Source organism: Kitasatospora sp. NPDC001225, from assembly GCF_053597855.1.
Window position 1 is genome coordinate 25,269 of sequence record NZ_JBSFJC010000096.1, and the last position, 7,815, is coordinate 33,083.

A 7,815-nucleotide genomic window follows, 5' to 3' on the forward strand; every position below is an offset into this window, starting at 1 on the left:
GTACAGATCATCCGCCAGAGGTGTCCGATTCGGCGTCAGCACCCGGGCGGGCGCAGTCGTACGGATCGTCCAACCAGCCCTCCGGCAGGACCACCCGGTTGTTGCCGCTGGTCCGCCCGCGCGGGCCGTCCGCACCGTCCGGCCAGCCCTGGGACTGCTCCACCTGGGCGAGGGTTTCGGCTAGTTCGGCCAACGAGGAGGAGCCGGCCAGCCGCACCCGCAGCTCGGAGCCGACCGAGAAGCCCTTGGTGTACCAGGCCACGTGCTTGCGGAAGTCGATCACGCCGCGCGCCTCGTCGCCCAGCCACTCGCCGAGCAGCTGCGCGTGCCGCACCATCGCCGCGGCCACGTAGCCGAAGTCGGGGCGGGCGTAGTCCACGTCGCCCTCGAAGATCGCGACCAGGTCCTTGAACAGCCACGGCCGGCCCAGGCAGCCGCGGCCCACCACCACGCCGTCGCAGCCGGTCTCGCGCATCATCCGCAGCGCGTCGTCGGCCGACCAGATGTCCCCGTTGCCCAGCACCGGGATGTGCGCCGGGACGGACTCGCGCAGCCGGGCGATCGCCGACCAGTCGGCCGTGCCGCCGTAGTGCTGGGCGGCGGTGCGCCCGTGCAGGGCGATCGCGGCCACCCCCTCCTCGGCGCCGATCCGGCCGGCGTCCAGGTAGGTGAGGTGGTCGTCGTCGATGCCCTTGCGCATCTTCATGGTCACCGGCAGGTCGCCCGCGTTGGCGACGGCCTCGCGCAGGATCTCGCGCAGCAGGTTGCGCTTGTACGGCAGCGCCGAGCCGCCGCCCTTGCGGGTGACCTTGGGGACGGGGCAGCCGAAGTTGAGGTCGATGTGGTCGGCCAGGCCCTCCTCGGAGATCATCCGGGCGGCCTTGCCGACGGTCACCGGGTCCACCCCGTACAGCTGGATGGAGCGCGGCTTCTCGCTCGGGTCGAACTTGATCAGCTGCATGGTCTTGGCGTTGCGCTCGACCAGCGCCCGGGTGGTGATCATCTCCGAGACGTACAGCCCCTTGCCGCCGCTCTGCTCGCGGCACAGGGTGCGGAACGGCGCGTTGGTGATGCCGGCCATCGGCGCCAGCACGACGGGCGGCCACACCTGGATCGGGCCGATGTCGAGCGGCGCGAACTCGGTGCCGGACGCGGTGCCGGACGCGGTGGGTGCGGGCGTGACTGTCATGCGCGGCTGACCTCGGGTGGTGGGGACGGGACTCTCCATTGTCCCCCACCCGGGTGAGCGGCCTCCGCCCGCGCCGGGGCTCCCCCGCTACGGGGCGCCTCGGCCACCGGACGCCTCCTCTGCCGGACGCCTCCGGAACGGGCCGCCTCCGCTACGGAGCCGACGAGGCCGACGGAGCCGCCGGGGCGGTGGGCGCCGACGAGGCCGGCGCCGGAGCGATGGAGATCGACCCGGAGGTGACCGCGGCGTGCACCCGGTTCGGGCTCGCCGAGTCCGCCAGCCCCGGGTCGATCCGGCCGTTGCCGCTGCCGACCTCGCTGGAGACGGCGTACCGGCTGTCCTTCGGCAGGCTCATCTCCACCGAGCCGGAGGTGGCCGTGGCGTCCACCTCGCGCGGAGCCCTCGCGAAGCTCAGCTGCACCGAGCCCGAGGTGAGCTGCGCCGTCAACCGCGGGGCGCTCAGGTTGGTGCCCTGCACCAGACCGGAGGTGGCGTGCACGGTCACGTTCCCGGAGGTGTCGGACAGCAGCAGCTGGCCGGAGGTCAGGTCCAGCTTCACGTCCCCGCTCAGGCCCTCCACCTGGACGGAGCCGGAGGTCACCGAGCCGGACACCTCGGTCGCGGCCGGCACCTCCAGCTCGATCTCGGCGCCGCAGCCGAGGTCCACGAACGGCAGGACCAGCCGGCAGTGCATCCCGACCGTGAGCACGCCCTTGTCGAAGACGGCGGACACCACCGGCTTGCGCACCAGCCAGTCCAGGCTCTGCCGGACCACCACGTGGCCCTCCCGTCCGGCCCGCACCCGGACCGACGCGGGGCCGGTCTCCAGCTGGACCCGGTGGATCTCCTCGTCGTACGGCCGACTGCTGCTGGTGCGCTGCTGCACCGCCATCGACCAGGTCTGCAGTCCGGCACCGATCATGACCAGGACGATCACGAGCGTCCCGGTGGCCCGCCAGCCCTTCACCCCCTTCACCGCTACCCGACCTCCAGGAAGCGCAGCACCGCCATCACCCGGCGGTGGCTGTCCTCGGCCTGCGGCAGTTCGAGCTTGGTGAAGATCGAGTTGATGTGCTTGGCCACCGCGCTGTCGCTGACCACCAGCGAGCCGGCGATCGCCGCGTTGGAGCGGCCCTCCGCCATCAGGGCGAGCACGTCGCGCTCGCGCGGGGTCAGCTTCTCCACCGGGTCCCGGTGCCGGCGGCGCACCAGCAGCTGGGCGACCACCTCCGGGTCCAGCGCGGTACCGCCCTCGGCGACCCGCTGGAGCGCGTCCACGAAGTCGTCGACGTTGGCCACCCGCTGCTTGAGCAGGTAGCCGACGCCGCTGGTGTTGGTCGCCAGCAGGTCCGCGGCGTAGCGCTCCTCCACGAACTGGGAGAGCAGCAGGACGGCGGTGTCCGGCCACTGCCGGCGGATCACCATCGCCGCCTTCACCCCCTCGTCGTGAAAGCCCGGGGGCATCCGGACGTCGGCCACCACCACCTTCGGGCGGTGCTCCTCGACGGCGGCCAGCAGTTCGGTGGCGTCCCCGACGGCGGCCACGACCTCGAAGCCCACCGCCTCCAGGACCTTGACCAGGCCGACCCTCAGCAGGACCGAGTCCTCGGCGATCACAGCGCGCACGGCAACTCCACGGTGATGGTGGTGGGGCCCCCGAGGGGGCTGAGAACGGACATCGTGCCGTCGACCGAGGCGGCGCGCTTGCGCAGACCGGTGAGCCCGGTGCCGCGCGAGGCGTCCGCGCCGCCCACGCCGTCGTCGCTGATGACCAGGCGCAGCCGGCCGCCGGTCGTCCGCACCGAGAGGTCGACCCGGCGGGCCCTGGCGTGCTTGGCCACGTTGGTGAGCGCCTCGGAGACGGTGAAGTAGGCGACCGCCTCGACGGTCGGGGCGATCTGCTCGGAGAGGTCGACGTCCAGGTGCACCGGCAGCGGGGCCCGGGCGGCGATGCCGGACAGCGCCGCGTCCAGGCCGCGGTCCTCCAGGACGGCGGGGTGCAGGCCGCGGACCAGGTCGCGCAGCTCGTCGATGGCCGCCTGGGCCTCCTCGTGCGCGTCGATGATCACCTGCATCACCTCGGGCGGCACGTCCTTGAGGGTGCGCCGGGCCAGGCCCAGGTTCATCGCGAGGGAGGTGAGCCGCTGCTGGGCGCCGTCGTGCAGGTCGCGCTCGATCCGGCGGCGCTCGGCGTCCACCGCGTCGACCAGGCCGGCCCGGCTCTCGGCGATCTCCTCGACCCGCCGCTCCAGCGCCTCCGCCCGGTCCGGGCCGAGCAGCCGCCGGGCCACCCACACCTCCAGCCGGGCCAGCTGGGTGCCCGACAGCGGGAGCACCGCCAGCAGCAGCACCCCGCCGAGGGTGAGCAGGACGTCCTCCCCGGCGAGGCCGGTGCGCAGCGCGGTGCCGGCGGGCAGCAGCCAGATCCAGCCGTACACGGTGGCCAGCACCACGGCGGCCGCCCAGGCGTACAGCACCACCAGGGCGCCCGCCGCCAGCAGCGGGCCGGCCACCAGGTGGTGGAGGACCTGGCGCCAGGTCACCCCGAGCAGCCAGACCCGGCGCCCCGTCGGCGGGCGCAGCGGCGGCACCTCCACCCCGTACAGGGCGCGCAGCCGGCCGCGCTGGACGACGGTCAGCGGGTGGGTGCAGAGCAGGACGGCGGCGAGCACCGGGAAGAGCAGCTTCGACTCGGTGACGGCCAGCCAGACCGGCAGCGCCACGGGTATCCCGGCGGCGGTGAAGCGGACGTCCCGCCAGACCTCGGGCGACCACGGGGGGCGCCGGAGGCTCCTGACGAACGCTCGGCGCAACGTGGTGGAGGGCATGGCCGACAGCGTAGGGCCCGGTGATCACGAGCCGCCATGAAGGGGGGTTCCCGATGGGGGTGTAGCTAGCTACACCCCCGATTCGGTGTGGAGCACCACCGACAGGAGGGGGGTCCGGGCGGAAGGCTTGAGGGCATGACGAGCACTGCATCGCACTCCGCCACTCCGCCGCACGGGCGGCCCGGCCCCGGGAGTGCCGCCGGAGCGGCGGCGGCCCAGGAGGCGCTGCCGGAGCGGGCGCTGCCGGCAGGAGCCCTGCCGGAGGAGACGCTGCAGGAAGGGGAGCTGCCGGAGGGCGCGCTGCCCGCCGGAGCCGGCCCCTGGTCGGTCCGCTGCGTCGCGTCCGGCCGCGGCCGCGCCGCACTGGAGCTGTACCAGTACGGGGAGTTGGCCGATGTCCTGGTCGCCGCCCGGCTCACCCCGCACCTGCTGCGCGGGGCCCGGCACTGCCCCTCCGCCGGGCGGAGCCGGCACGTGCTGGCCTGGGGCCGGCTGGCGGCCGACGGCACGGCGCCCGCGGTGGTGTTCACCGGGCGGCGGCCGTTCCGCCGGGTGTGCTCGACGGCCGAGGCTGTCACGGTGGCCGACCGGTTCTGGGTCGCCTGGGCCGAGGGGCCGTTCGACGCGGTGCGGGTCGAGCACACGGCGGGCGGGGCCGCCGAGCGGCTGCCGCTGGAGCGGGTCCGGGAGCGCGGCCGGGGTGCGGCGTGAGCGGCACCTTCGCCCTTGCCCTCGGCCCCGCCCGTTCGTCCGTCCTGCCCGCGCGCTTCGCCCAGGTCCCGGTCCTGGCCGCGGTCGCGCTGCTGCCCTGGCTGGCGGTCCTCGCCGTCTGCCACGAGACCCCGTGGGTCGTGCTCGACCTCACCGAGTTCGCCGCCCTGCTCTCGCTGGACGCGCTGCTGCGCCGCCGCAGCCCCGCCGCGCTGTGGGCGGGCGCGGCGGTGGCCCTGCTGCTCACCGGGGACGCGCTGGCCGACATCGCCTGCGCCGGGCCGGGCCACGCGGTGCTCGCCGCGCTGGTCATGGCCTCCTGCATAGAACTGCCGCTCGCCGTGGTGTGCCTGCGGCTCGGGCGGGACGCGGCGGTACGGGGCTGAGGCACGTCGACGCCGCCCGGCCGACACGAGCCCGAGGAACTCCCTAGGCCCCGGTGGGCAGGCGGTCCATCAGCGCGCGGGTCTCGTCGTCCAGCGGGGTGTACGTGATCATCCGTGTCCCCAGCTGCGGGCTGAGCCAGAAGTTGGTGTACTCGCAGCGCAGCAGCCCGACGTCCGGCACCTGGAAGCGCTTGATCCCGTTGCCCGGCCGCATCACGTCGTGCCGCTGCCAGACCTCCGCGAAGTCCGGAGAGGCCTTGAGCAGCCGGGCCAGCAGCGCCTTCCAGGCCGGCTCCGAGCTGTGGTCGGCCATCGCCGAACGGAACCGGGCCACCATGCCGAGGCGCTCGGTGCGGTAGTCGATCAGCACCTCGCGGAACTGCGAGGGCGTGAACGCCATCCACATCAGGTTCCGGTCCTCGGGAGCCATCCGGTCGAGGTCGCCGACGACCGCGGTGTACTGGGCGTTGTACGCCAGCACCTGGTAGCGGGAGTTGAGCACCACGGCGGGGTACGGCGCCAGCCGCTCCAGCAGCAGCCGCACGCTCGGGGTCACCGAGGGGCACTCCTTCACCGGCGCCGGGTCGTCCGTGCCGGCCAGGGTGAACAGGTGGGCGCGCTCGCTCGGGTCCAGCAGCAGCGCCCGGGCCACCGCGTCCAGCACCTGGGCCGACACCTGGATGTCCCGCGCCTGCTCCAGCCACGTGTACCAGGTCACCCCGACCGCGGCGAGCTGGGCGACCTCCTCCCGGCGCAGCCCCGGTGTCCGGCGGCGGCCGGTCATCGGCAGGCCCACCTGCTCGGGCCCGAGGCGCTCGCGACGGCTGCGCAGGAACGCGGCCAGCTCGTGCCGACGGGCGTCGCCGGGGGCGCTCCGGCGCTGTGCGGCGCTGTGCGCGGCGTCTTGCGCGGCGGGGGTCATCAGGCTCATGCTCCCCAGCATGCGCCAGCCGTAAGCCTGTTGCCAGGTACTTCTTATACCTGGATAACCACACTCTGGTACCAGGGTACGGCGCGGCGGATCGTAGGACCCGTGACCCAACCACTCACCGTCGCCCCCGCATCGAGCCGCGCCGCCACCACCCCGGGCACCGCGGCCGCCCGTACCTCCGGCACCGGGCCGGCCGGCTCCACCGGTCCTGCCGGTCCCGCCACCGGCTCCACCGGTCCCGCCGCCACCCTCGGCACCGCCGGACTGGTCACCGTCCTGCTCGGCGCCTTCCTGCCGATGCTCGACTTCTTCATCGTCAACGTCGCCCTGCCCACCATCGACCACGACCTGGCCGCCGGACCCGCCGTCCTGGAACTGGTCGCCGCCGGCTACGGCATCGCCTTCGCCGTCCTGCTCGTCCTCGGCGGACGCCTCGGCGACAGCTACGGCCGTCGCCGGCTCTTCGTCATCGGCGCCGTCGCCTTCGCCCTCACCTCGCTGGCCTGCGGCCTCGCCCCCGGCGCGTGGTCCCTGGTCGCCGCCCGGGCCGCCCAGGGCGCCTCGGCCGCGCTGCTGATCCCGCAGGTGCTCGGCACCATCACCGCCGCCACCGAGGGCGCCCGGCGCGGCCGCGCGCTCAGCGTCTACGGCGCCGTCGGCGGGATCTCGGTGGTGATCGGGCAGGTGCTCGGCGGGATACTGGTCGCCGCCGACCTGTTCGGCACCGGCTGGCGCTCGGTGTTCCTGCTGAACGTGCCGTTCGCGCTGCTCGCCGTGGTGCTCGCGGTCCGCTACGTCCCGGAGAGCCGGTCCACCACGGCCGCCCGGGTCGACGTCCCCGGCACCGTCCTGCTCACCGCCACGCTGCTCTCCTTGCTCGTCCCGCTGATGGAGGGCCGGGCCGCCGGCTGGCCGCTCTGGTCCTGGGTGCTGCTGGCGCTGTTCCCCGTCTTCGCCGTCGCCTTCGGTGTCGTCGAGCGGCGCGCCGAGCGGCGCGGGGACACCCCGCTGGTGCCGCCGTCCCTGCTGCGCATCCCGGAGATGCGGCGCGGCCTCGGCATCGCGCTCCCCTACTTCGCGGGCTTCGGCGGCTTCATGTTCGTCATCGCGGTCGCCCTCCAGCAGGGCCTCAGGCTCGGCCCGGTCGCGGCCGGCTGGGCACTCGTCCCGATGGCCGTCGGCTACTTCTCCGCCTCGCTCGCCGGCCCGCGGCTGATCGGCCGCTGGGGCAGCCGGGTGCTCAGCGCGGGCGCCGTCGTCCAGGCCGCCGGCCTCGCCACCCTCGCCCTGACCGTCCTGGCCGACTGGTCGCACTTCTCCCCGCTGCGGATGGCCCCGGGCGTCGCCCTCGCCGGCATCGGGCAGGGCCTGATCGGCACCCCGCTGTTCCGGGTCGTCCTCGCCAAGGTGCCCGCCGCCCGGGCCGGCGTCGGCAGCGGCGTCCTCGCCACCGGCCAGCAGTCCAGCCTCGCGCTCGGCGTCGCCACCCTCGGCACCCTCTACCTCTCCCTCTCCCCCGTCCTCGGCATGGACCGCGCGCTCGCCCTCTGCCTGGGCATCCAGCTCCTCGGGTCCTTCACCATCCTGTACCTGACCACCCGCCTGCCCCGCTCCATCGGCTGAGCCGTGGCTCCGGGGGCTCCTGGGTCCGGTTTTCCAGGTTCTGGGCTCCGGGCTCCTGCTTCCGGGTCCGGTTTCCGAGCTCCTGGCTCCGGGCTCCGGGCTCCTGCGACGGCGGTGGACGGCCCCGCGACCGGGAGGCACCGGAGG

At 74.5% G+C, this 7,815-nt stretch carries 8 protein-coding genes; 3 read left to right on the forward strand and 5 right to left on the reverse strand.

Going from position 1 to position 7,815, the window contains the following annotated elements; all coding sequences use genetic code 11:
• Positions 1-7: 7 nt before the first annotated feature.
• The 4 genes from dusB to ACWDCZ_RS27895 form a co-directional block, all read right to left on the reverse strand.
• The gene (gene dusB / locus ACWDCZ_RS27880) at positions 8-1,189 is read right to left on the reverse strand and encodes a tRNA dihydrouridine synthase DusB (RefSeq protein WP_049650222.1); all 1,182 of its coding nucleotides are present in this window, start codon (positions 1,187-1,189) and stop codon (positions 8-10) included.
• A gap of 151 nt (positions 1,190-1,340) precedes the next feature.
• Entirely contained in the window at positions 1,341-2,165 is an 825-nt protein-coding gene (locus ACWDCZ_RS27885) for a DUF4097 family beta strand repeat-containing protein (RefSeq protein WP_388044000.1), read from the reverse strand.
• Positions 2,166-2,167: 2 nt separating this feature from the next.
• Entirely contained in the window at positions 2,168-2,815 is a 648-nt protein-coding gene (locus ACWDCZ_RS27890; RefSeq protein WP_049650224.1) for a response regulator transcription factor, read from the reverse strand.
• Entirely contained in the window at positions 2,803-4,017 is a 1,215-nt protein-coding gene (locus ACWDCZ_RS27895) for a sensor histidine kinase (protein ID WP_049650225.1), read from the reverse strand. Before ACWDCZ_RS27895 ends, ACWDCZ_RS27890 begins: the two co-directional genes overlap by 13 nt.
• Positions 4,018-4,152: 135 nt before the next feature.
• Between ACWDCZ_RS27895 and ACWDCZ_RS27900 the strand changes: the two genes are divergently transcribed.
• Together ACWDCZ_RS27900 and ACWDCZ_RS27905 are read left to right on the forward strand one after the other, a co-directional pair.
• Complete coding sequence (locus ACWDCZ_RS27900; protein WP_117487701.1) at positions 4,153-4,728, forward strand: hypothetical protein; 576 nt, start codon at positions 4,153-4,155, stop codon at positions 4,726-4,728.
• The gene (locus ACWDCZ_RS27905; protein ID WP_049657058.1) at positions 4,725-5,114 is read left to right on the forward strand and encodes a hypothetical protein; all 390 of its coding nucleotides are present in this window, start codon (positions 4,725-4,727) and stop codon (positions 5,112-5,114) included. The genes ACWDCZ_RS27900 and ACWDCZ_RS27905 overlap by 4 nt, the downstream gene beginning before the upstream one ends.
• Positions 5,115-5,157: 43 nt before the next feature.
• On the opposite strand, the gene ACWDCZ_RS27910 is transcribed toward ACWDCZ_RS27905, so the two are convergent.
• A complete protein-coding gene (locus ACWDCZ_RS27910) occupies positions 5,158-6,036 on the reverse strand; it encodes a helix-turn-helix transcriptional regulator (protein WP_049657061.1) in 879 nt (292 codons plus the stop codon).
• 111 nt (positions 6,037-6,147) lie between these two features.
• Between ACWDCZ_RS27910 and ACWDCZ_RS27915 the strand changes: the two genes are divergently transcribed.
• Positions 6,148-7,668: an MFS transporter gene (locus ACWDCZ_RS27915; protein ID WP_449817256.1), complete on the forward strand. Its 1,521-nt coding sequence runs from the start codon at positions 6,148-6,150 to the stop codon at positions 7,666-7,668.
• Positions 7,669-7,815: the final 147 nt, after the last annotated feature.

What these genes read in the sequence shown, in the direction of transcription:
- ACWDCZ_RS27895 (WP_049650225.1), bottom strand. Translation starts at nt 4,017, where the DNA reads ATGCCCTCCACCACGTTGCGCCGAGCGTTCGTCAGGAGCCTCCGGCGC.
- ACWDCZ_RS27900 (WP_117487701.1), top strand. Translation starts at nt 4,153, where the DNA reads ATGACGAGCACTGCATCGCACTCCGCCACTCCGCCGCACGGGCGGCCC.
- ACWDCZ_RS27910 (WP_049657061.1), bottom strand. Translation starts at nt 6,036, where the DNA reads ATGACCCCCGCCGCGCAAGACGCCGCGCACAGCGCCGCACAGCGCCGG.
- dusB (WP_049650222.1), bottom strand. Translation starts at nt 1,189, where the DNA reads ATGACAGTCACGCCCGCACCCACCGCGTCCGGCACCGCGTCCGGCACC.